17 protein-coding genes are annotated in these 21,638 nt (G+C 74.1%); 11 read left to right on the plus strand and 6 right to left on the minus strand.

Annotated elements, in window-relative coordinates; translation table 11 throughout:
- Positions 1–59: 59 nt before the first annotated feature.
- The gene (locus DCW30_RS09350; protein WP_062778685.1) at positions 60–1,304 is read right to left on the minus strand and encodes an LCP family protein; all 1,245 of its coding nucleotides are present in this window, start codon (positions 1,302–1,304) and stop codon (positions 60–62) included.
- A 171-nt stretch (positions 1,305–1,475) separates the two neighbouring features.
- The gene (locus tag DCW30_RS09355) at positions 1,476–2,228 is read right to left on the minus strand and encodes a TIGR03089 family protein (protein ID WP_076685822.1); all 753 of its coding nucleotides are present in this window, start codon (positions 2,226–2,228) and stop codon (positions 1,476–1,478) included.
- 137 nt (positions 2,229–2,365) lie between these two features.
- Between DCW30_RS09355 and DCW30_RS09360 the strand changes: the two genes are divergently transcribed.
- The 3 genes from DCW30_RS09360 (at position 2,366) to DCW30_RS09370 (ending at position 6,056) form a co-directional block, all read left to right on the plus strand.
- Positions 2,366–3,799 (plus strand): peptidoglycan recognition protein family protein, encoded by a 1,434-nt coding sequence (locus DCW30_RS09360; RefSeq protein WP_076685823.1) that lies wholly within the window; start codon positions 2,366–2,368, stop codon positions 3,797–3,799.
- Positions 3,800–3,913: 114 nt separating this feature from the next.
- Entirely contained in the window at positions 3,914–4,996 is a 1,083-nt protein-coding gene (gene manB, locus DCW30_RS09365; protein ID WP_076685824.1) for a mannose-1-phosphate guanylyltransferase, read from the plus strand.
- Positions 4,997–5,060: 64 nt separating this feature from the next.
- Positions 5,061–6,056: a DNA-3-methyladenine glycosylase family protein gene (locus DCW30_RS09370; protein WP_076685825.1), complete on the plus strand. Its 996-nt coding sequence runs from the start codon at positions 5,061–5,063 to the stop codon at positions 6,054–6,056.
- 22 nt (positions 6,057–6,078) lie between these two features.
- Here DCW30_RS09370 and DCW30_RS09375 read toward each other — a convergent pair whose 3' ends face one another.
- From DCW30_RS09375 to DCW30_RS09385, 3 genes are read right to left on the minus strand one after another with little or no spacing between them, the layout of a single operon-like run.
- Positions 6,079–7,377: a coenzyme F420-0:L-glutamate ligase gene (locus DCW30_RS09375; protein WP_076685826.1), complete on the minus strand. Its 1,299-nt coding sequence runs from the start codon at positions 7,375–7,377 to the stop codon at positions 6,079–6,081.
- A complete protein-coding gene (cofD, locus tag DCW30_RS09380; RefSeq protein ID WP_062778646.1) occupies positions 7,374–8,330 on the minus strand; it encodes a 2-phospho-L-lactate transferase in 957 nt (318 codons plus the stop codon). Before cofD ends, DCW30_RS09375 begins: the two co-directional genes overlap by 4 nt.
- A gap of 33 nt (positions 8,331–8,363) precedes the next feature.
- The gene (locus tag DCW30_RS09385; RefSeq protein WP_076685827.1) at positions 8,364–8,876 is read right to left on the minus strand and encodes a cysteine dioxygenase; all 513 of its coding nucleotides are present in this window, start codon (positions 8,874–8,876) and stop codon (positions 8,364–8,366) included.
- Between the two features lie 658 nt (positions 8,877–9,534).
- Between DCW30_RS09385 and DCW30_RS09390 the strand changes: the two genes are divergently transcribed.
- From DCW30_RS09390 to DCW30_RS09400, 3 genes are all read left to right on the plus strand, one after another.
- A complete protein-coding gene (locus DCW30_RS09390; protein WP_016642094.1) occupies positions 9,535–9,798 on the plus strand; it encodes a WhiB family transcriptional regulator in 264 nt (87 codons plus the stop codon).
- A gap of 213 nt (positions 9,799–10,011) precedes the next feature.
- Positions 10,012–13,797, plus strand: coding sequence for a glycosyltransferase (locus DCW30_RS09395; protein WP_076685828.1), 3,786 nt, complete (start codon positions 10,012–10,014; stop codon positions 13,795–13,797).
- A complete protein-coding gene (locus tag DCW30_RS09400) occupies positions 13,794–15,278 on the plus strand; it encodes a DUF5719 family protein (protein ID WP_076685829.1) in 1,485 nt (494 codons plus the stop codon). Before DCW30_RS09395 ends, DCW30_RS09400 begins: the two co-directional genes overlap by 4 nt.
- A gap of 52 nt (positions 15,279–15,330) precedes the next feature.
- On the opposite strand, the gene DCW30_RS09405 is transcribed toward DCW30_RS09400, so the two are convergent.
- Positions 15,331–15,792 carry a metallopeptidase family protein gene (locus DCW30_RS09405; RefSeq protein ID WP_076685830.1) on the minus strand — a complete coding sequence of 154 codons (462 nt, stop codon included), beginning with the start codon at positions 15,790–15,792 and terminating at the stop codon, positions 15,331–15,333.
- Positions 15,793–16,102: 310 nt separating this feature from the next.
- Between DCW30_RS09405 and DCW30_RS09410 the strand changes: the two genes are divergently transcribed.
- From DCW30_RS09410 to DCW30_RS09430, 5 genes are all read left to right on the plus strand, one after another.
- The gene (locus DCW30_RS09410; protein ID WP_062778656.1) at positions 16,103–16,474 is read left to right on the plus strand and encodes a DUF3499 domain-containing protein; all 372 of its coding nucleotides are present in this window, start codon (positions 16,103–16,105) and stop codon (positions 16,472–16,474) included.
- A 181-nt stretch (positions 16,475–16,655) separates the two neighbouring features.
- Positions 16,656–18,272, plus strand: a complete 1,617-nt coding sequence (locus DCW30_RS09415) for an L-lactate permease (protein ID WP_076685831.1) — start codon at positions 16,656–16,658, stop codon at positions 18,270–18,272.
- A gap of 146 nt (positions 18,273–18,418) precedes the next feature.
- Complete coding sequence (locus DCW30_RS09420; protein ID WP_076685832.1) at positions 18,419–19,783, plus strand: phosphomannomutase/phosphoglucomutase; 1,365 nt, start codon at positions 18,419–18,421, stop codon at positions 19,781–19,783.
- A gap of 178 nt (positions 19,784–19,961) precedes the next feature.
- Entirely contained in the window at positions 19,962–20,138 is a 177-nt protein-coding gene (locus DCW30_RS09425; protein ID WP_076685833.1) for a Trm112 family protein, read from the plus strand.
- 242 nt (positions 20,139–20,380) lie between these two features.
- The gene (locus DCW30_RS09430; RefSeq protein ID WP_076685834.1) at positions 20,381–21,574 is read left to right on the plus strand and encodes an SIS domain-containing protein; all 1,194 of its coding nucleotides are present in this window, start codon (positions 20,381–20,383) and stop codon (positions 21,572–21,574) included.
- Positions 21,575–21,638 lie beyond the last annotated feature (64 nt).

Consider the following 21,638-nt stretch of genomic DNA (forward strand, 5'->3'; position numbering starts at 1 on the left):
TACAACTGGGCAATCCGCCCTATTTCTTTGTGCGGAGCGGCCTCACCTTGAAGATCGTTTTACTCACAGGCCGGCTCGGCGGCCGTGTTGCCCTGGAATGTCGGTGCGGGCGACGGCGCCGGTGTGGGGTCGTCGGGCCTGTCGTCGCCGACATTCGAGGCCGGCCGCTCGGTCTCCTTCGGGACCACCGCCACGGGGCCGTCGGTGCGGAGCCGGGTGAAGAGTTTCTCCGCGGCGGGCTCGACGAGCTCGTCGCGGTTCATGTCGTAGGTGTACGACTTCCTGGGAACGGTCAGGAACTGCACCCGTTCCGTGGGGATATCGCGCATGCCGCGGACGAGTTCGTACAGACCCCGCAGGCTGGCCAGCGCCGGGTCGGTCGTCAGGGAAGAAGTGGCCGCGTCGAGCACGGGATAGAGCTTCCCCGGATTCAGCAGGACGTCGTTGCTCCGGACCTTCTTGACGAGCGCCCCGAGGAACTCCTGCTGACGGTCCATCCGGTCGGTGTCGCTGCCGCCGCCGACGCTCTTGCGGGCCCGTACGAAACCGAGCGCCTGCTCCCCGTCGAGGGTCCGCAGGCCGGGGGCGAGGTTCACCTGGGCGTCGGGGTCGGTGATCGGCGCCGTGAGGCAGACCTCGACGCCGTCCACGGCGTCGACCATGTCCTTGAACCCCGCGAAGTCCACGACCATGTGGTGGTCGATGCGGATGCGCGTCAGCTTCTCGAGGGTACGGATCGTGCAGGCCGTCCCGCCGAACTCGTACGCCCAGTTGAACTGGGCGAACCGGGGCCGCGTCCGCGAGCCGTCCGGCGTGCGGCAGCCGGGGATGTCCACCATCAGGTCCCGCGGGATCGACACGGCGGTCGCGCTCCGCCGGTCGGCGGCCAGGTGCAGCAGGATCGTGGTGTCCGAGCGCTGGGTGCCGGGGTCCTTGCCGTACTTCCGGTTGCCCTCGCCCGCGCGCGTGTCGGAGCCGATCACCAGGATGTTCTGCGCGTCGTGCACCAGGGGCGTCGGGCGCTCCTTCTCGTACCGTTCGAGCTCGGCGGCGGCGTCGGTGTCCCTGGTGATGTTGCCGTCGAGCTTCCTGTACGCGGCCCAGCCCAGTCCGGCGGTGGCGAGCACCAGGACGGACACGCCGAGCGCCGCGGAGTGCAGCCAGCGGCGTCTGCGCCGCCCCAGGCCCACCCCGGTGGGGGTCGCGCCCGCGCCGGGACCCTGGGTCGCCCGCCGCTCCGGTGGGGCGCCCCGGTGGCCCGGCGCCCCCTCCGGCCCGGCGGGCGAGCCTGCGGTGTCGGTCACGTGTGCGTCCACCCCTCATGGCTGCGTCGGTGCGTGGTGCGTACCTACGACCATGACCCGACGCGGCACGGGGGGCCTCTGGGCCCGGGGCCCGCGTGGGCCGGACGGGGGACGGAGCGGGGTGTGCGCGGGGCCCGGGCCGGCGGGGGCCCGCCCCGCCGGCGCCGCGGGTCAGCTCGCGGTCGACGTCACGCGCTCGTCCTCGACCCGCTTCGCGAGGTTCTCCGGGGCGAGCCGGTCGAGGTGGCGGCAGAGCACCACGGAGCCGCCCGCCACGAGCGCCGCGTAGAGCCCGGCGCTCAGGCCGCGCCAGTCGGTGTACGGCAGGCCGGACAGGACGCGCGCCCCGGGGCCGAGCCCCTGCCCCGAGGCGTCGGCGCGGGCCCGCTCCACCACCTCGGCGCCGGTCAGCTCCTCCCCGGCGACCGCGAGGGCGGGCCCGGCCGGGTCGACGGGGGCGAAGGGCACGAACTGGTCGCCCTGCCCCGGCACCTCGACCGCGTAGTCGGCGAAGCCCTCGGGCGGCTGCGGGAAGCGCCCGCCGAGTGGCCGCAGCGCGAGCGCGACGCGCTCCCCCGAGCAGGCGCGCGCGACGTCCAGCGTGTCGGGGCCGCTGACGACGAGGTCCGCCGCGGCCGGGTCGCCGCCCACGTCCGCGACCACGCCCACCGATGAACAGGCGAGCAACCAGACGGCCGTCTGCCAGTGCGCGGGCAGCAGCAGCGCGACCCGGTCGCCGGGTTCGGCGGCGAGGTCGCCCTGGAGCAGATTGGCGGTCTTGGCCACCCAATTGGCGAAGGTGGCCACGGACAATTCCACGCGCTCGCCCGTGGCGTCGTCGTAGAAGGTGACCAGGGGGCGGCCCGGGTCCGCGGCGAGCGCGGATCGCAGCAGGTCGGCGGGGGTGCGGTCGTTGGCGTTCACGGGCGCAAGGGTACGCGGGCCCCTCGGCGTCGAGCGGTGTCGCGGGGGAGCGGGCAACACGCGGCGGCCACGTGTGGCCGATGCCCCGTCAAATCCCCAATGGACAGATATGTTCAGCTATGCCAAACATCACTTGTATGCGTGGATTCCTTGCTTCCTCAATCGGCGTCACCTGCGCGGCCGCCCTCGCCCTGCCCCTCACCCTGCCCACGTCCGGCGCCCGGGCCGCGACGTCCGGCGCCCAGCAGCCGCCCGCCGGGCCCGCCGCGGAGGCGGTACCCGGCACCACCCAGTCGCTTCCGCTCGGACCGCTGACCCACCGGCGCTCGGCAGGCCCGGCGGAGGCCGGCGAACAAGGCCTGAGCCGGCGCGACGTCCACCCGTACTCCCTGGTCGGCGTCGTCTGGGACGACCCGGACGACGAACTGCACGGGACCGTCCAGGTCCGGACCCGGCCGGTCGGCGGCTCCGCCTGGTCGGGCTGGCAGGACGTCGAGACGCACAACCACGAGCACGCGGCCGACCCGGACGCCGCCGAGCGTGCCGCGGGCCGGGTCCGCGGTTCGACGGCGCCGCTGTGGGTCGGTCACTCCGACGGCGTGGAGATCCGCGTCCGCCCGGAGCCGGCCGACGCGGACCGTGCCACGGCCGCCTACCTGCCCGAGGGCCTGCGTCTCGAACTGGTCGACCCAGGGGACGAGACGCCACCGGAAGGCTCCGCCCAGGGCGCCAAGCCCCAGGGCGCCACGACCCTCGGCACCGCGATCCAGGGCACCCTGCCGCTCAACGCCCTGTCCGAGGCGTCGCAGGCCGTCGGTCTGAGCGTCGAGGCCGCCGCCGCGTCGAGCGTGAACTCACAGCTCGTCCCCCTCGGCGCCACCGTCATCCCCGAACTGACGAAGCAGCAGACCGAGGCCGCCCTGACGGCCCAGGCCGACGAGCCGGAAGCGGGCAAGGCCAAGCCCTACATCGGCCCGCGTCCGCGCATCGTCACGCGCAAGGGCTGGGGCGCGGACGAGAAGCTGCGCGAGAAGAACTTCGCGTACACCAAGACCGTGAAGGCCGCGTTCCTCCACCACACGGCGACCGGCAACAACTACTCCTGCCGGCAGGCGCCGTCGGTGCTCCGCAGCATCTACCGCTACCACGTCAAGAGCAGCGGCTGGCGCGACCTCGGCTACAACTTCGCCATCGACAAGTGCGGAAACATCTACGAAGGCCGTGCCGGAGGTGTGGCCAAGGCGGTCCTCGGGGCCCACACTCTCGGTTTCAACACCGACACCACAGGGATCGCCGTCATCGGCTCGTACAGCACCGCCAACCCCCCGAAGGCGGCGGTGAGCGCCATCTCCCGTCTCGCGGCCTGGAAGCTCGGGCTGCACGGCCGCGACCCGAGTGGCACTACCACCCTCAAGTCGGGCGGTGGCAACCTGTACAAGAAGGGCGCGAACGTCCGGCTCCGCGTGATCTCGGGGCACCGGGACGGGTTCGCCACGGCATGTCCGGGGTCCCGTCTGTACAAGAAGCTCGGCACGACCCGGTCGGCCTCGGCCCGCCTCCAGGGCCGCTGAGACCGGCCGCACGGCACACATCGCACTATCTGCACGATCTGCACAGACGTCTGCATACACTGGCCGGCCGAAACTCAAAGTTCGGCCGGCCCCAGCAGGAAGCAGAGACGACAGGTGACAGAAGCGATCCTCCTGGTCGGCGGCAAGGGAACCCGGCTGCGACCCCTCACGGTCCACACCCCCAAGCCGATGGTTCCGGCGGCGGGCGTCCCGTTCCTCACCCACCAGCTCGCGCGGGCCCGCGCGGCGGGCGTGGAACACATCGTCCTCGCCACCTCCTACCTCGCCGAGGTCTTCGAGCCCCACTTCGGCGACGGCTCGGCACTCGGCCTCCACATCGAGTACGTGACGGAGACCGAACCGCTCGGCACGGGCGGCGCCATCCGCAACGTCGCGTCGCGGCTGCGCTCGGGGCCCGACGAACCGGTCCTGATCTTCAACGGCGACATCCTCACGGGCCTGGACATCCGCGCCCTCGTCGGCGCCCACGAGACGTCCGGCGCGGACGTCTCCCTCCACCTGACCCGGGTCGCGGACCCCAGGGCGTACGGCCTGGTCCCCACCGATCCGACCGGCAGGGTCACGGCGTTCCTGGAGAAGCCGCAGACCCCGGAGGAGATCGTCACCGACCAGATCAACGCCGGCGCGTACGTCTTCCGGCGCTCGGTCATCGACATGATCCCCGCGGGCCGCCCCGTCTCGGTCGAACGCGAGACCTTCCCCGACCTGCTCTCCTCCGGCGCCCACCTCCAGGGCATGGTCGACTCGACGTACTGGCTCGACCTGGGCACGCCCCAGGCGTTCGTGCGCGGCTCCGCCGACCTCGTCCTCGGCCGCGCCCCGTCCCCCGCGGTCCCCGGCCGCCACGGCGAGCACCTGGTCCTGCCCGGCGCCTCGGTCGCCGCCGACGCCAAGCTCACCGGCGGCACGGTGATCGGCGCGGACGCCCTGATCGGCGAGGGCGTGCGGATCGCGGGCAGCACGGTCCTGGCGGGCGCGGTCGTCGAACCGGGAGCCGTGATCACGGACTCCCTGATCGGCGCGGGCGCGCGGATCGGCGCCCGTTCGGTGCTCTCGGGAGCGGTCATCGGCGACGCGGCGGCCGTCGGCGCCGACAACGAACTCCGCGAGGGCGTCCGCGTCTGGTGCGACGCCAGGCTGCCGCAGGGGGCGGTCCGCTTCTCCTCGGACCAGTGAAAGAACGTATCCGCGCCCCCCGTGCCCGCCCCGTGAACGGCGGCCACCCCTTACCCTCGAAGGAATGTCGTCCCGTTTCGCCCCGCGCCCCCCTCGCACCCCGGTGCGCGGTGGCGGGACGGCCGTTCCCGGGGGCGTCCCGCGCCAGGCCATGCCGTCCCGCGTCCGCACCTGGCAGCCGCCCTTCCCGCTGGACCTCGGCCTGACCCTGGGCCCGCTGCGGCGGGGCCCCGGCGACCCCACGTTCCGCACGGCCCCCGACGGCTCGGTGTGGCGCGCGAGCCGCACGCCCGAGGGTCCGGGGACGCTGCGGGTGGCGATGCGCTCCGGCACGGTGGAGGCCGAGGCCTGGGGCGAGGGCGCCGACTGGCTCCTGGCCCAGCTGCCCACCCTCCTCGGCGAGGCGGACGACCCCGCGTCCTTCGCGCCCCGCCACCGCCTGGTCGCGGCCTCGGCCCGCCGCCGCCCCGGCCTGCGGCTCGTGCGCTCGGGCCTGGTCCTCGAATCCCTGATCCCGTCGGTCCTGGAGCAGAAGATCACGGTGGAGGAGGCCTACCGGGCCTGGCGCCTCCTGGTCCGCGGCCACGGGGAGCGCGCCCCCGGGCCCCACCCCGACCTGTACGTGATGCCGGACCCCCGCACCTGGGCGCTGATCCCCTCCTGGGAGTGGCACAGGGCGGGCGTGGACGACAAGCGGGCCTCGACGATCCTGCGTGCGGCACGGGTGGCGCGGCGGCTGGAGGAGGCGGCGCTGATGGAGCCGCCGCAGGCCCGCGCCCGTCTGGAGCTGATCCCGGGCATCGGCCCCTGGACCTCCTCGGAGACCGTCCAGCGCACCAACGGGGCCGCCGACGCGGTGACGGTCGGCGACCTCCACCTGCCGGGCATCATCGGCCACGCCCTGGCGGACGACCGCGACGCGGACGACGAGGAGATGCTCCGCCTCCTCGCCCCCTACGAGGGCCACCGCCACCGGGCGGCCCGCCTGATCCTCCTGACGGGCCGCACCCCCGCCCGCAGGAAGCCGAAGATGCCGCGGACGGACATCGCGCTGCTCTGACGGAGCGGGGTGACCGGGTCGCCTACCGGACGGTGATGAAGTCCTCCGGGTCCCGCGGCGCCCGTGCCGGGGGCGAGGCCGCCGGGTGTCCCACGGCCACCGCCCCCATCGGCTCCCAGGAGGCGGGCAGCCCGAGCACCTCCCGCACGACGTCCCGGCAGAACATCGTCGAGGAGACCCAGGCGGAGCCGAGCCGCTCGCCGGCCAGCGCGACCAGGAGGTTCTGCACGCCGGCCCCGGCCGAGACCACGAACATCTCCCGCTCGGCTGCGTCGCGCCGGGCGTCCCCGTACGCATGGGCGCCGTCCGTCACCATGCAGGGCACCACCAGACAGGGCGCCTTCCACAGCAGGTCGCCCCGCCGCACCCGCCGGGCGATGGCCTCCTCCGACTTGCCGTCCCCCCGCAGGTCCGCGACCCACGCGTCCCGCATCGCGTCGAGCAGCTCGACCCGGGCGGCGGCGGACTCCAGGAGCACGAACCGCCACGGCGTCGTGTGATGCGGCGCGGGCGCCGTGACCGCCGCGGCGACGGCACGCCGCACGGCCCCGGGATCGACCGGCTCGTCGGTGAACTCCCGCACGGTCCGCCGGAGCGCCACCGCCTCCCGCACCGCTTCGGACGTCCCGAGCCGGAACATGTCGTCCCGCGCGTCGCGCACCAGCGCCCGCGCCCCCGCCTCCGCGGGGTCGACGACATGCGGCAGGCCCCGTACGACCGCGACGGGCAGGCCCGCGGCCTTGCCCTTGACGAGGTCACCGGCGGCGGCCAGCTCGTCGGCCGTGGCGACGACGGTGGCGCTCAGCGGATTGCCGTGCGCGTCGGTCCCGCCCCGCAGGTCGTCCAGGACCCGCACCCCGGCCGCCCCGATGGCGACGTCGGTGAGCCCGGCGCGCCAGGGCCGCCCGAAGGTGTCGGTGACGACGACCCCGACGTCCACGCCGAGCGCGTCCCGCACCCCGTCCCGCACGGCGCGGGCCGAGGCGTCGGGGTCCGCCGGCAGCAGGAGTACCGTCCCCGACGGTGTGTTCGAGGCGTCGACCCCGGCGGCGGCCATCACGAGCCCCTGCCGGTTCTCCACGATCCGCAGGGGGCCGCGGCGTGCCACGACCCGTACGGTCTCCGCGTCGATGGCCGCCTCGCGGTCGTCCGCCTCGACGACGCGCCCCTCGGCCTTGCTGACGATCTTGGAGGTGACGAGGAGCACGTCCCCGTCGGCGAGGCCGGGCTCGGCGGCGACGATCATCTTGGCGAGGTCGTCGCCGTGCCGCACCTCGGGCAGTCCCGGCACGGCCCAGACGCGGTAGGACGGCGGTGTCACGCCCGCACCTCCGACGCGAGGGCGAGGGCCTGCCGGGCCATCTCCGCGGTGGCGTCGGCGTCGGTCATCATCAGCGGGATGGCGCGGCAGCGGATCCCGGCGCTCTCCACCCGCTCCACGACGCCCGCGTCCACGGTGTCGACGAGCCAGCCGTCGAGCAGCCCGCTGCCGTAGTGCTCGGCGACGGCGGCGGCGCTGGTCTCCACGCCGACGGCGGCGAGGACCTTGTCGGCCATGCCCCGCACGGGGGCGTCGCCGACGATGGGGGAGAGCCCGACGACTGGCACGCCCGCGTCGGCGATGGCCTCGCGGATGCCGGGCACGGCGAGGATCGTCCCGACGCTCACCACGGGGTTGGACGGCGGGAAGAGCACGACGTCGGCCTCGGCGATGGCCTCCAGGACGCCGGGCGCGGGCTTCGCCTGCTCGGCGCCGACGGGCACCACGGCGTGCGCGTCCACGGAGGCGCGCATCCGCACCCAGTACTCCTGGAAGTGCACGGCCTTCTGCTCACCGTCGACCGTGACGGCCACGTGCGTCTCGACCCGGTCGTCGGACATCGGGATGAGCCGCACGCCGGGCCGCCACCGCTCGCAGAGCGCCTGGGTGACGGCGCTGAGCGGATATCCGGCGCCCAGCATCTGCGTACGGACGATGTGGGTGGCGAAGTCGCGGTCGCCGAGCCCGAACCACTCGGGCCCGACGCCGTAGGCCGCGAGCTCTTCCTTGACCTTGAACGTCTCGTCCGTACGTCCCCAGCCCTGTTCTTCGTTGATGCCGCCGCCCAGCGTGTACATCACGGTGTCCAGGTCGGGGCAGACCTTCAGCCCGAACAGATGGATGTCGTCACCGGTGTTGCCGATGACCGTGATGTCCGCGTCGGGCGCGGCCTTCTTGAGCCCGCGGAGGAAACGGGCGCCGCCGATGCCGCCGGCCAGAACCACAATGCGCATGTGTCCAGCATGTCAGGCGGGTACGACAGTCCGTCAGGCGGTCACGGCCGTCGCGGTGGTGGTCCCGGCGGTGGCGGCGCACCGCGCGGCGTGCATCGGCATCTCGGTCAGGCCGGGGGAGTAGACGTGCAGGCTGACGGCCGGTTCGAGGGAGGCGTTGACGACCTCGTGGACATAGCCCGGCGCGAAGACGCGCTGCGCGCCTGCCGCGAGCTTCTTCGCGCCCCGCCGCGTGCGCTCGGTCAGTTCCCCGTCGAGGACGGTGAGCACTCCGGAGGAGCGTCCGTGGTCGTGCGGGCCGCTGCCCTGTCCGGGCACCCAGGAGAGCAGCCACACCTCGTAGCCGGGGCCGGTCCGCAGGCGGTGGTACCAGCGGGTGACGGCGTCGTACCGGACGAGATGCTCCCAGTCAGAGCGGTCGGCGGCGATGGCACGGGCCAGGCCGACGAACTCGGCCACGGTCTCGGGGTGCTCGCGGGCGGGCTGCAGGAGGTGGGGGACCTCAAGGAGGTCGCCGGCGATCTGGAGGTCGCTGTCGCTGTTCATCGTGCGGTGGTTCCTCAACGTGAGAGTGCTGGGGTGTCGCGGGGGATGGGTGGAGCGCGGGATCACGGGAAGCGGGTGAAGCGGCTCTGCGGGCGAAGGGCTCGCACGCCCCGCCGGTAGGGGGCTCCGCGCGGAAAGGCCCTATGGGGCCTGTGCGCGGAGGGCTCGACAGCTGGAAGGGATCAACAGCTGGAGCAGGAACAGCAACAGCGCGCGTGGGCAGCGTCGACGGAGCCGCTGGTGCGGTTCGTCGAAAGAGCCAGGCTCGCGAGCATGCCCACCAGAACAGCGGCTCACACCTCTGGTGTCAACTTCCTGTCCGTTATGTGAGACATGTTTCACCTCATCCGGTTCATCTGTCAGGTGAAAGGTTTGTGCACCCGACTCTCCGGACACATGGCGCAGCAACCGGCACTCAAACATCCACGTCTTCCCGGATGAGCGCGGCGGGTGTCGGCGGGTCCCTGACGGCTGTCATGGTTTATGCCGATTTGAACACTTTCCGCATAGCCTTGGTTCCGCAGAGTGAATAAGGGGCCCAATAGCAGATCTCGGCTTGACTGGCCCGGATCGGCACACTTGTAATTTCACTCGTGTCGTTCAGCCGGAATCGGTAGCGGCAGCACCACGGGGACGCACAGACAGACGAGGGGCGCACATGACCGAGCTGGTTCAGGAACTGCTGGTCGAGGACGCGGACGAGGAACTCGGCTGGCAGGAGCGCGCGCTGTGCGCCCAGACCGACCCCGAGTCCTTCTTCCCCGAGAAGGGCGGCTCCACGCGCGAGGCCAAGAAAGTCTGTCTCGCCTGCGAGGTCCGCTCCGAGTGCCTCGAATACGCGCTCGCCAACGACGAGCGCTTCGGTATCTGGGGCGGTCTCTCGGAGCGCGAACGCCGCCGCCTGAAGAAGGCCGCGGTCTGACGCGAACGTACACACACGACCGTGCCGCCGACCAATTCGGCACACATCACCGTCACACCGACCGCGACTAACGGCCCGTCACCCGTGGGTTATCCACAGGCGGCGGGCCGTCCTGGTGCCAGCCGTTAGTGTGGGGCCCCGTCCGAGACGCCCCGACGCCCCCGCAGGGCGCAGGCGTTTACCGCAGTCCATCGAACCGGGGCCCGTACCTCGATGTCCGTGCACAGCCATCCGGCAGCCCACCACGACGCTGCCGCCCCTGAGTTCCCGCGGCACGTCGTGACCGCCGTCCTGGTCTCCCACGACGGCGCGCGCTGGCTGCCCGACGCCCTGGCCGGGCTGCTCGGCCAGGAGCGGCCCGTGCAGCACGCCGTGGCCGCCGACACCGGCAGCGCGGACGACTCCGCCCGCCTCGTCGCCGAGGCCCTCGGCCCCGACCACGTGCTGCACCTCGCCCGGCGCTCCGGTTTCGGCACCGCCGTCGAGGAAGCCGTCCGCGCCGCCCGGGTGCCGACCCTCGAAGAGCTGCCGTATCTGAAGCGGCCGAGCGGCTGGGACCCCGCCACCAGGTCCTGGCGCGACGACGCCTACGACCTGCCCGAACTGCCGCACGGCGAGCCGGTGCAGTGGCTCTGGCTGCTGCACGACGACTGCGCGCCCGAGCCCGAGGCCCTCGCCGAACTGCTGCGCGCCGTGGAGAACGAACGCGAGCTGGGCAAGGACGTCGCCATCGTCGGCCCCAAACTCCGCGGCTGGTACGACCGCAGGCAGCTCCTGGAGGTCGGCGTCTCCATCGCCAACAGCGGCCGCCGCTGGACCGGCCTCGACCGCCGCGAGCAGGACCAGGGCCAGCACGACCACGTCCGGCCCGTCCTCTCCGTCTCCACCGCGGGCATGCTCATCCGCAGGGACGTGTACGAACAGCTCGGCGGCTTCGACCGCGGCCTGCCGCTGATGCGCGACGACGTCGACCTCTGCTGGCGCGCCCACGCCGCCGGCCACCGCGTCCTGGTCGCCCCGGACGCCGTCGTACGGCACGCCGAGGCCTCCTCGCGCGAGCGCCGCACCGTCGACTGCGTCGGCCGCACCGCCACCTCACCGCACCGCGTGGACAAGGCGGGCGCCGTCTACACCCTGCTCGTCAACGCCCGGTCGGCCGTGCTGCCCTGGGTGCTCGTCAGAATCGTCTTCGGCACGCTCCTGCGCACGTTCGTGTACCTCGTCGGCAAGGCCCCCGGGCAGGCCCTCGACGAGATCGCGGGCCTGCTGACCGCGGTCCTGCGGCCGGGACGGATCCTGGCCGCCCGCAAACAGCGCGGCAAGTCGGCCCTGGACGCCGGTGAGCTGCGGGCCCTGTTCCCGCCCCCGGGCGCGACCGTGCGGGCCACGGTCGAACAGACCGCGGGCAGCCTCTTCGGCAGCGCGGACGCCGAGGCCCCGGCGGGCGCCGGACGGCACGGCGCCGTCGAGTCGGGACCCGGCGGCGACGACGCCGACTTCCTGGAGATCGAGCAGTTCGCCCGCCTCAAGCGCGTCGCCCGCAAACCGGGCCCGGTGCTCTTCGTCGTCCTGCTCTTCGTCTCGCTCATCGCCTGCCGCGCCCTGCTCGGCGGCGGCGCCCTCGCCGGCGGCGCCCTGCTGCCCGCGCCCGCCGACTCCGCGGAGCTGTGGGCGCGCTATCTGGACGGCTGGCACCCCGTCGGCACGGGCGGCACCGCGTCCGCCCCGCCGTACGTGGCACTCGTCGCCGCCCTCTCCTCGCTGCTCTTCGGCTCCACCGGGCTCGCCGTCACCGTGCTGCTCGTCGCCTCCGTGCCGCTCGCGGGCTTCGCCGCGTACTTCGCCTCGCGCCCGCTCGTCACCTCGCGGCTGCTGCGCGCCTGGGCCTCCATCGCCTACGCCTTCCTGCCCGCCACCACGGGCGCGCTCGCGGGCGGGCGGATCGGCACCGCGGTCCTCGCCGTCCTGCTGCCGCTCATCGCGCGCGCGGGCATCGCGGCGAGCGGCCTCGCCGCGTCCGGCGACGCGCGCGGCACCTGGCGCGCCACCTGGGCGTACACCCTGCTCCTGACCCTGGCCACGGCCTTCACCCCGGTGGTCTGGCCGATCGCCCTGGTGCTCGGCCTCGCGCTCCTCGTGGTGCGCCGCCGCGACCTCACGGCCTACGGACCGCGCTTCCTCGCCGCACTCGGCACCCCGCTGCTCGTCCTCGCGCCCTGGTCGCTCACGCTGCTGCCCTTCGGCTTCTTCACCGAGGCCGGCCTGGAGTTCGGCGCCGGTTCCGCGAGCGCGCTCGACCTGCTCGGCGCCAGCCCCGGCGGCCCCGGCACCGTGCACGGACTGCTGCTCGTCGGCATCGTCCTCGCCGCGCTCGGCGCCCTGCTCCGCACCGAGCGGCAGCGCGCGGTCCGCACCGCCTGGTGCGCGGCCCTGGTCTCGCTGGTCTTCGCCGCCCTGTCGAACGGCTCGGCGTGGGCCGGACCCGCCACCCTGGCCTACGGCATCGCGCTCCTCGCCGCCGCCGCGCTCGGCGCCGACGGGGCACGCGCGCGTGTCGCGGAGCAGAGCTTCGGCTGGCGCCAGCCGGTGGCCGCGCTCATCGCGTTCGCCGCGGCGGCCGGGCCACTGCTCGTCGCCGCCGGGTGGATGATCCGCGGCGCCGAGGGACCGCTGGAGCGGCGCGACCCGGTGCAGGTGCCCGCGTTCGTCGCGGAGGAGAGCGGCACCCAGGACCAGGCCCGCACCCTCGTGCTCGACAGCGATTCGGCCGCCCAGGTCTCGTACACGCTGGCCCGCGGCTCGGGCGCCCGGCTCGGCGACGCCGAACTGGCCGAGGCGGCCGGCGCCGACGGCAGGCTCGACAGGATCGTCGCCCGCCTCGTCGCGGGGTCCGGCGCCGACCAGGCCGACCAGCTCGGCGGCTTCGCCGTGCGCTACGTCCTCGTACGCGAGGGCGCGCCCCGGCAGATGAGCCGCACCCTGGACGCGACGCCCGGCCTGACCCGGCTCAGCCAGGAGGACGGCAGCGCCCTGTGGCGCGTGGACCGGCAGGTGTCGCGCGCCGCCATCGTCCCGAAGGGGGGCGACCCCGAGCCGGTCGCCGCGGGCCCCGTCGAACTGCACACGAAGATCCCCTCGGGCGAGTCGGGCCGTGTGCTGCGGCTCGCCGACACGGCGGCCCCCGGCTGGACGGCGACCCTCGACGGCCGCCCGCTCCCCAGGACCACCCTGGACGGCTGGGCCCAGGGCTTCGAGCTGCCCACCGCGGGCGGTCGCCTCGACGTCACCTACGACGCGCCGATCGGCCGCACCGCCTGGCTGTGGGCGCAGGGCGCGCTCGCCGTCGTCCTCGTCGTCCTCGCCCTGCCGGGACGCCGCCGTGACGTCGACGACGACCTGCCCGAGGAGCCCGTCGTCGCGGACCGGGCGGCCGAGGGCGAGGGCCGCAGGGCGCGCAGGCTGCGGGCCCAGAGCGAGCAGGCGGCGCAGGAGGCGGACCAGGAGGCACCGCCCGCGCCCCCGGCCGCGGTCCCGCACCAGCAGACGCGGTCCTACGGAGAAGAGCCCTACGGGAGCGAGGCCCACGGAAACGAGGCCTATGAAGGCACGCCCCAGCAGGGCTGGGACGCGCCGGCCCCCGTGGGCGTCGACCAGGGAGCGCACGACGGCCACGACGGCGCGGGGCACTACCAGAGCGGCCCGTACCCGTCGGGGACGTACGAACAGCAGCCCTACCAGCCGGGCGCCTACCAGCCGGACGCGTACCAGGCGGATGCCTATCTGCCGGGCGCCCAGCAAGGCGGCCAAGGGGCCCACGAGAGCGGGCAGTACGACCCCTACGCCTCCTACGGCGGGGCGAGCGGCGCCTACGGAGGCGAGCAGCAGTACGGCGGCGCCTACGAGGACCCCTACGAGCGGCGGCGGCCCCCGATGCCGCCCCCGCCGCCGCAGCCGCCCCACGGCACCGACAGTGAGCGCCCCGACGGGAGCCAGCAGTGAACCGCACCACCCAGTCCCTCATCGCCGTGGTCGTCGCCCTCGGCGCCGTCACCGGGTACGCCGCGTCGACCGGCGGCGGCGTGGACGACGGCGAGGCGAAGGCCGCCGCGCGGCTGCCCGTCGAGCGCACCAGCCTGCTCTGCCCGGTGCCCAGCGGCTCCGACCTCGCGGAGACGACGTACACCGCGTACACCCCGAAGTCGAGCGGCGCCGAGGGCGAGGGCAAGGCGGAGATGGTGCCGGTCCACAAGCAGCTCACGGACGCCCCCGAGAAGCAGGGCAAGGACGCCAAGCCCTTCCTGACCCAGCGGAAGCAGGGCGAGGCGGTCGGCGGCGAGCAGTCGGGAGCCGAGGCGCCCGCGCTCATCGGCACCGCCGACGGCCCGCTCGCCCCCGGCTGGACCGTCCAGCAGACCACCACGTACGCCGCGGGCAGCGGACGCGGCGCCCAGGGCGTCAACTGCACCGCGCCCGACACCGACTTCTGGTTCCCCGGCGCCAGCTCCGCCAAGGAGCGCAGCGACTACATCCACCTGACGAACCCGGACGACTCCGCGGCCGTCGTCGACGTCGAGCTGTTCGGCCCGGACGGCGAGGTCACCTCCGAGGTCGGCGAGAACATCCAGGTCCAGCCGCACTCCAGCGTCCCCGTGCTGCTCTCCACGCTCGCCGACAAGGCGTACCCGAACCTCACGATGCACGTGACCGCGCGCACCGGCCGGGTCGCGGCGGCCGTGCAGTCCTCCGACGAGAAGCTGGGCGGCGACTGGCTGGCCGCCGCGGCGGACCCGGCGAGCAGCGCGGTCCTGCCCGGCATCCCGAAGGACGCCACCTCGGTGCGGCTCGTGGCCTTCGCGCCGGGTTCCGAGGACGCGGACCTGAAGATCCAGCTCGCCTCGCCGACCGGCGCGATCACCCCGGCGGGACATGAGTCCCTGCACGTCAAGGGCGGGATGACGGCCGCCGTCGACCTCGATGACCTCACCAAGGGAGAGGCCGGTTCGCTGCTGCTCTCGCCGACCGACAAGGCGGTGCCCGTGGTGGCCGCCCTGCGCGTCACCCGCGGGAAGGGCGGCAGTCAGGAGACGGCGTTCATCCCGGCGACCGCGCCGGTCGCCGCGCGGTCGACGGTCGCCGACAACCGCGCCAAGGGATCGACGCTCTCCCTCGTGGCGCCGGAGAAGTCGGCGGAGGTGAGGGTGACGGCCTCACCGGGCACCGAGGGCGGCTCGCCCGCCACGAAGACGTACACGGTCAAGGGCGGCACGACCCTGGCGGTCGACCCGCCGAAGCCGCAGGGCCTGAAGGGCACGTACGCCCTCACGGTGGAGACCGTCTCCGGCGGGCCGGTCCACGGCTCGCGGATGCTGGCCCTGCCCGAGGGAGGCATCCCGATGTTCACCGTCCAGACGCTGCCGGACGACCGGGGGACCGTCTCGGTGCCCGAGGCGGAGCGGGATCTGAGGGTGCTGCAGAAGTAGCCCGGTGCGGGGCGCGGCCGGCCGGGGCCTGCCGGGGGCGGGAGACGGGCTCTCAGTCCTCGTCGCCGTAGCGCGGGTCGACCGACTCGGGGGAGAGGCCGAGCAGGTCGGCCACCTGCTCGACGACGACCTCGTGCACCAGGGCCGCGCGTTCGTCGCGTCCCTTGGTGCGGATCTCCACCGGGCGGCGGTAGATCACCACGCGGGCGGGCTGCCCCTCGGCCGCCGTGATGGCGCCGCCGAGCGGCACCACCTCGTCGCGCCACTCCCCGTCCTGGCCGCCGGCGCCACCGAGGGGCGGCACCTCCAGGACGAGGAAGTCGATGTCCGCGAGCTGCGGCCAGCGCCGTTCGAGACGCTCCACGGAGTCGTGCACGAGGTCCGAGAAGACCTCGGCGCGGCTCGCCGAGAGCGGTACCTGCGGCGGCGCCACGGGGCCGCGCATGCCCCTGCCGTGGCGGTCGCGACGGCGGGGCCTCGGTTCTCCGGAGGGGGGCTTTACGGGGTCGTCCATCACTGACGCAGCGTAGTCCTCTAGATCGCCCTTTCCGTACGGAGCGCGGCATGTCGCTTCCTGACCGCTCATGCCCGGGTTGGACTCGATTACGTATCTCTCCGCGACCGTCCTGGCCGTGCGAAATGACTCGATTCGCGCCATGTGGTGACCGGATTCAACACCACCAGCCCCGGTAGTCACCGGCGTCACCGCAGGTCAACGAGGTGCGCCAGGGTCACTCCCGGCGCAGGGGCACGACGCGACACGGTGGGGTGACGTCGTCGAGAGTCGTCGCGGCCCGCTCAAGAGTGCGGTACCGTCCAACGCTGTGAGCCCTGTACGTCGCTGTTCGCGCACCGCTTGCGGCCGTCCCGCCGTCGCGACGCTGACGTACGTCTACGCCGACTCGACCGCGGTCCTCGGCCCCCTCGCCACCTACGCCGAACCCCATTGCTACGACCTGTGCGCCGAGCACTCCGAGCGCCTGACCGCGCCCCGCGGCTGGGAGGTCGTCAGGCTCGCCCACGCCTCCGGCCCGGCGCGCCCCTCCGGCGACGACCTCGAAGCGCTCGCCAACGCCGTGCGTGAGGCCGCGCGCCCGCAGGACCGGGCCGCCGAGGGCGGCGCGCCGCGCGCCGCGGACCCCATGGAGGTCGCCCGCAGGGGCCATCTCAGGGTGCTGCGATCACCGGACTCCTGACGCCTCGGGCATCTGACGTCCCGGACACCCTGACGCCTCGGGCTCCTGACGCCCCGCGTTCCTGACGCCGCCGAAGCTCCCTGCCAGGGGCGGCCTTCACGAGATCCACTCCGTCCCGCTCGTTGACGCCCGTTCACCGCCGCCACGACGATTTCGCCACCCACAGCCCGGGAGGCGTCCCTTGTTCGTGCAGCAACTGGAGCCCGTCGCCGACTCGCTCGGCCTGTCCGCCCTCGTCGCGACCCTGCCCCTCCTGACCGTCCTCGTCCTGCTCGGCGCCGTCCGCATGAAGGCCCACCGCGCGGGACTCATCGGGCTCGCGGTCGCCGTCCTCGTCGCCTGGCTCGGCTACGGGATGCCACTCGGCCAGACCGCCTCCAGCGCCGCCCAGGGCGTCCTCTTCGGCCTCTTCCCCATCCTGTGGATCGTGGTGAACGCCCTGTGGGTCCACCGCATGACGGTCCGCACCCGGCACTTCGACATCCTGCGCCGCTCCTTCGGCCGCCTCTCCGACGACCCCCGCGTCCAGGCGCTCGTCGTCGCCTTCTGCTTCGGGGCGCTCCTGGAGGCCCTCGCCGGCTTCGGGGCGCCCGTCGCGATCTGTGCCGTCATGCTCGTCGCCCTCGGCTTCGACCCGGTGCGCGCCGCCGTCGTCGCCCTCGTCGCGAACACCGCGCCCGTGGCCTTCGGCGCCATGGGCACCCCCGTGGTGACGCTGGCCCAGGTGACGGGCCTCCCGCTGGACACCGTCGCCACGGTCGTCGGCCGCCAGACCCCGCTGCTCGCCCTGGTCGTACCGCTGCTCCTGGTCTGGCTCGTGGACGGGCGGCGCGGGCTCCGCGAGACCTGGGTGCCCGCCCTGGCCTGCGGCTTCGCGTTCGCCGCCGCCCAGTTCGCCGCCTCCAACTACGTCTCCGCCCAGCTGGCCGACATCGGGGCGGCCCTGGTCGGCGCGGGCGCCCTGGTGGCCGTGCCGCATGCGCGCAGGCCCGCCGCCGAGCCGGTCCGCGCGACGGTCCTCACCGGCGTACGCAGCGAGGACCTCGACCACGACGACCCGCGCCCCGAGGTGCTGCGCGCCTACGCCCCGTACGCCCTCATCGTCGCCGTCTTCTCGCTCGCCCAGATCCCCGCCGTGAAGGACCTTCTCGCCAGGGCGACGCGGACCTTCGACTGGCCCTTCCTCGACGTCGCCGACCCCTCGGGCCACCCGGTCGGCGGCAACGTCTTCTCACTGCCCCTGGTGTCGACCGGCGGCACGCTCGTGCTGCTCGCGGGCGCGGCCACGGCGGCCGTGATCGGCGTCCACGCGCGCGTGGCGGCACGGGAGTGGGCGGCCACCGTCCACGAACTGCGCTTCGCGATCCTCACCGTGACATCCGTGCTCGCCCTCGCGTACGTCATGAACCTCTCGGGCCAGGCGGCCACGATCGGGCACTACGTGGCCGCCGCGGGCGCGGGCCTCGCCTTCCTCTCGCCGGTGCTCGGCTGGTTCGGCGTGGCCGTGACGGGCTCCGACACCTCCGCCAACGCCCTCTTCGGCGCGCTCCAGGTGACGGCGGCCAAGGAGGCGGGCCTCTCGCCGGAACTGCTCGCCGCCGCCAACAGCTCCGGCGGCGTCCTCGGCAAGATGATCTCCCCGCAGAACCTGACGATCGCCTGCGCCGCCGTCGGACTCGCGGGCAGGGAGGGCGACCTGCTCCGCAAGGTCCTGCCGTGGAGCCTCGGACTGCTCCTGGTGATGTGCCTGGTCGTGGTCGGCCAGAGCACGGCGGTGCTCGGCTGGACGCTGCCGTGAGTGGCGCCGTTCACCGTCGGCCGTTGCGGGTAGTTTGGAGTGCCCGACGTGGGGTGACCGACGTGGGGAAGGATTGACGCGACTCCCGGGGGCCGACGAGGGCCCGGGGACCACTGAGCTCACAGAATCTCCAGAGAGGGTTGGCCGTGACTGCTGATCTGTCCCAGATCGTGAAGGCGTACGACGTCCGCGGGGTGGTCCCGGATCAGTGGGACGAGTCGATGGCCGAGCTGTTCGGGGCGGCTTTCGCACAGGTCACGTCCGCCGACGCGATCGTGGTCGGCCACGACATGCGGCCCTCCTCGCCCGGCCTCTCGCGGGCCTTCGCGCGCGGCGCCGCGGCCCGCGGCGTGGACGTCACGGAGATCGGCCTCTGCTCCACCGACCAGCTCTACTACGCCTCGGGCGCGCTGAACCTGCCGGGCGCGATGTTCACGGCCTCGCACAACCCCGCCCGGTACAACGGCATCAAGATGTGCCGCGCGGGCGCCGCCCCGGTCGGCCAGGACACCGGCCTCGGCGAGATCCGCGCCCTGGTGGAGGGCTGGCTGGAGTCCGGCGCCCCCGAGGACGCGGCGGACGCGGGCACTCTCACGCGGCGCGAGACGTTGACGGACTACGCGGCGCACCTGCGCGGCCTCGTCGACCTGACCGCCATCCGCCCCCTGAAGGTCGTGGTCGACGCGGGCAACGGCATGGGCGGGCACACCGTCCCCACCGTCTTCGAGGGCCTGCCGCTCGACCTCGTCCCGATGTACTTCGAGCTGGACGGCACCTTCCCCAACCACGAGGCGAACCCCCTGGACCCGGCGAACATCGTGGACCTCCAGGAGCGTGTCCGCGCCGAGGGCGCCGACCTCGGCATCGCCTTCGACGGCGACGCGGACCGCTGCTTCGTGGTCGACGAGAACGGCGCCCCGGTCTCCCCTTCGGCCATCACCGCCCTGGTCGCCTCCCGCGAGCTGGCCCGCCACGGCGGCAAGGGCACGGTCATCCACAACCTGATCACCTCCTGGTCCGTCCCGGAGGTCGTCAAGGAGAGCGGCGGCACGCCCGTGCGCACGCGCGTGGGCCACTCCTTCATCAAGGAGGAGATGGCCAAGACCGGCGCGATCTTCGGCGGCGAGCACTCCGCGCACTACTACTTCAAGGACTTCTGGAACGCGGACACGGGCATGCTCGCCGCCCTCCACGTCCTCGCGGCCCTCGGCGGCCAGCAGGGCACGCTCTCCGCCCTCGTCCAGCAGTACGACCGGTACGCGGGCTCCGGGGAGATCAACTCCACGGTCGACGACCAGACCGCCCGCCTCGCCGCGATCAAGACGGCGTACGAGGGCCGGGACGGCGTCACCCTGGACGAGCTGGACGGCCTCACGGTGACCGCGGCCGACTGGTGGTTCAACGTCCGCGCCTCCAACACCGAGCCCCTGCTGCGGCTCAACGTCGAGGCCCGCGACGAGGCCACGATGGCGAAGGTCCGCGACGAGGCGCTGGCGATCATCCGCGGCTGAGCGGACAAGGGGCAGAGTGCCCGAGGGCGGGGGCTTCGGTCCCGTGGGGGCGGGCTTCGGTCCGTCCCCACGCCGCGCCCCGCACGGAGGTAGGCTGACCGGGCCGCGTCCTGCCCCGCACCACCGGTGCCGCGGGACCGCGGAAACCCACCACATCAGCTCGAAGGGACCCACCCCCATGGCGCTCGAAGCCGGCCTCCTGGAGATCCTCGCCTGCCCGGCCTGCCACGCTCCCCTCAACGAGACGGAGACCGAGCTGGTCTGCACGGCGGACGCCAAGGAGTGCGGCCTCGCCTACCCGGTCCGCGACGGCATCCCCGTCCTCCTGGTCGACGAGGCCCGCCGCCCCGCGTAACGGCACGGGAGCCCTGCCTCACGGCAGGGAACCCCTCTCGCGCACGGCACGACCCACGCACGGCGCGAGCGCCCCGCGCGGCGGCGCACGCCGGTCCGGGGAGCGCCCGCCCGAAGGGAACGGCGCACGTGCCGCGTGACACCGCACCGCGCAGGAAGCGCCGGCCGCTGGACGGACCGGCGATGCGCCCCGCACGACAACGCCGTGCAGGAAGCCGCGCACGGCGATCGGAGGCCTGACCCATGCTCGACGAGTCGCTGCTGGAAGACCCGGAGGCGCTGGCCCGCGCCGACCGCCGCGGACTGCTGCGCGGCGCCGCGGAGGCGGGCGCCCGCGTGCGCACCGCGATCCGCCACGCCACCGAGGCCGGGCTCACGGAACTCAAGCCGGACGGCCGCCCCCGCGCCATCCTGATCGCGGGCCCCGGCACCGCCGCCGCCTGCGTGGCCAACGTCCTCGACGGCCTGGTCAGCGCCGCCTGCCCCGTCATCCGCCTCGCCCCGACCGGCGTCGCCCCCGCCGCGGGCGCCCTGCGCTGGGCGCTGCCCGGCTGGGTCGGCCCGGTGGACCTGCTGCTCATCGCGACCCCGGACGGTTCCGAACCGGGCCTCTCGCTCCTCGCCGAGCAGGCCTACCGCCGCGGCTGCACGGTCGTCGCGGTCGCCCCCGCCCGCACCCCGATCGCCGAGAGCGTGGAGGGCAGCCACGGCCTCACCGTCCCCATGGCGGCCTCGCCCTACGGCTCCTACGAGGGCGGGCACGACGAGGCCGCGCGCGCCGCCGTCTCGTACGAGGCACGCCGCGTCGAGGACGAAGCCGCCCCCGGCGCCCCCGGCACCCTGTGGGCGCTCCTCGTCCCGCTCCTCGTGCTCATGGACCGCACCGGCCTCACCGCCGCCCCCGTCGACGCCCTGCAACGGCTCGCCGACCGCCTCGACCGCGTCGCCGAACGCTGCGGCCCCGCCGTCGCCACGTACAGCAACCCCGCCAAGACCCTCGCCGCCGAGCTGGCCGACGCCCTCCCGCTGATCTGGACCGAGGGCCCCACGGCCGACGTCGCGGGCCGCCGCTTCGCCGCCACCCTCGCCGAACTCGCCGGGCACGCCGCCCTCGCCGCCGAACTGCCCGAGGCCCTGCCCGCGCACGGCGCCCTCCTCGCGGGCAACCCCGCCGGCGGCGACGACACCGACGACTTCTTCCGCGACCGCGTCGACGACCCGGCGGCCCTGCGCGCCCGCGTGGTGCTGCTCCGCGACCGTCCGGTGGACGCCGGCGGCCTCACCGCGGCCCCCGCGGCGCGCGAACTGGCCCACGGCCACGACGTCGCGCTCAGCGAACTGGAACCGGAGGACGGCGAAGGACTCGACGCCCTCGCCGACCTGATCGGCATCACGGATTTCACCGCCGTTTACCTGTCGCTCGCCGGCAGCGACTGATCATGACCCCGCGGTCCAGCGCCGTGCCGCCACCGGTCGACCCCGCAGTCCAGCATTCGCGTAC

This window comes from Streptomyces alfalfae (assembly GCF_004127445.1).
Lineage (GTDB): Bacteria > Actinomycetota > Actinomycetes > Streptomycetales > Streptomycetaceae > Streptomyces > Streptomyces alfalfae.

Excerpts from the sequence above, each read along its gene's own strand:
- DCW30_RS09360 (WP_076685823.1), top strand. The coding sequence starts at position 2,366 with ATGCGTGGATTCCTTGCTTCCTCAATCGGCGTCACCTGCGCGGCCGCC.
- DCW30_RS09370 (WP_076685825.1), top strand. The coding sequence starts at position 5,061 with ATGTCGTCCCGTTTCGCCCCGCGCCCCCCTCGCACCCCGGTGCGCGGT.
- cofD (WP_062778646.1), bottom strand. The coding sequence starts at position 8,330 with ATGCGCATTGTGGTTCTGGCCGGCGGCATCGGCGGCGCCCGTTTCCTC.
- DCW30_RS09385 (WP_076685827.1), bottom strand. The coding sequence starts at position 8,876 with ATGAACAGCGACAGCGACCTCCAGATCGCCGGCGACCTCCTTGAGGTC.
- DCW30_RS09390 (WP_016642094.1), top strand. The coding sequence starts at position 9,535 with ATGACCGAGCTGGTTCAGGAACTGCTGGTCGAGGACGCGGACGAGGAA.
- DCW30_RS09395 (WP_076685828.1), top strand. The coding sequence starts at position 10,012 with ATGTCCGTGCACAGCCATCCGGCAGCCCACCACGACGCTGCCGCCCCT.
- DCW30_RS09405 (WP_076685830.1), bottom strand. The coding sequence starts at position 15,792 with ATGGACGACCCCGTAAAGCCCCCCTCCGGAGAACCGAGGCCCCGCCGT.
- DCW30_RS09425 (WP_076685833.1), top strand. The coding sequence starts at position 19,962 with ATGGCGCTCGAAGCCGGCCTCCTGGAGATCCTCGCCTGCCCGGCCTGC.
- DCW30_RS09430 (WP_076685834.1), top strand. The coding sequence starts at position 20,381 with ATGCTCGACGAGTCGCTGCTGGAAGACCCGGAGGCGCTGGCCCGCGCC.